Annotated in this window: 1 pseudogene; it reads right to left on the bottom strand. The window is 36.4% G+C overall.

Annotated elements, in window-relative coordinates:
• Positions 1 to 395 (bottom strand): annotated as a pseudogene (locus tag BHE89_RS20035) (YadA-like family protein); the annotation flags it as partial.
• Positions 396 to 516 lie beyond the last annotated feature (121 nt).

Here is a 516-nt window from a genome sequence, read left to right on the forward strand (position 1 = left end):
GAAAGTGAACCGTCACCGATTGCCATTGCTCCACTTCCCAACGACAATGCATTATCGCCTATTGCTGTACTTCTGTGGCCGATTGCGGTTGCATTTTCAGAAAGTGAACCGTCACCGATTGCCATTGCTCCACTTCCCAACGACAATGCATTATCGCCTATTGCTGTACTTCTGTGGCCGATTGCGGTTGCATTTTCACCTTCGGCTCCCGCATTAGCGCCAATCGCGGTTGATTGGTCCGAATGTGCCCATGTATTATATCCAAGCGCTGTCGATTCATTACCATCTGCTTTACTATTCCCACCTAATAAAGTGGTATTATTAGCATAAGAGAAAGTGGGTGAAAATAATATAATTACTAATAATTTAATCTTGAAATTTATATTCCAAATCATATCTACATTACTCCTAAATTAAAAAACCCATATATAGAGTAATATGTATTTTTATTTTTTACACCTTATATATTTTATAAAACCACTTAATATTTCTTAATGATTCTATTAAATATAAATA

It is taken from the genome of Shigella sp. FC1967 (assembly GCF_001743005.1).
Lineage (GTDB): Bacteria > Pseudomonadota > Gammaproteobacteria > Enterobacterales > Enterobacteriaceae > Proteus.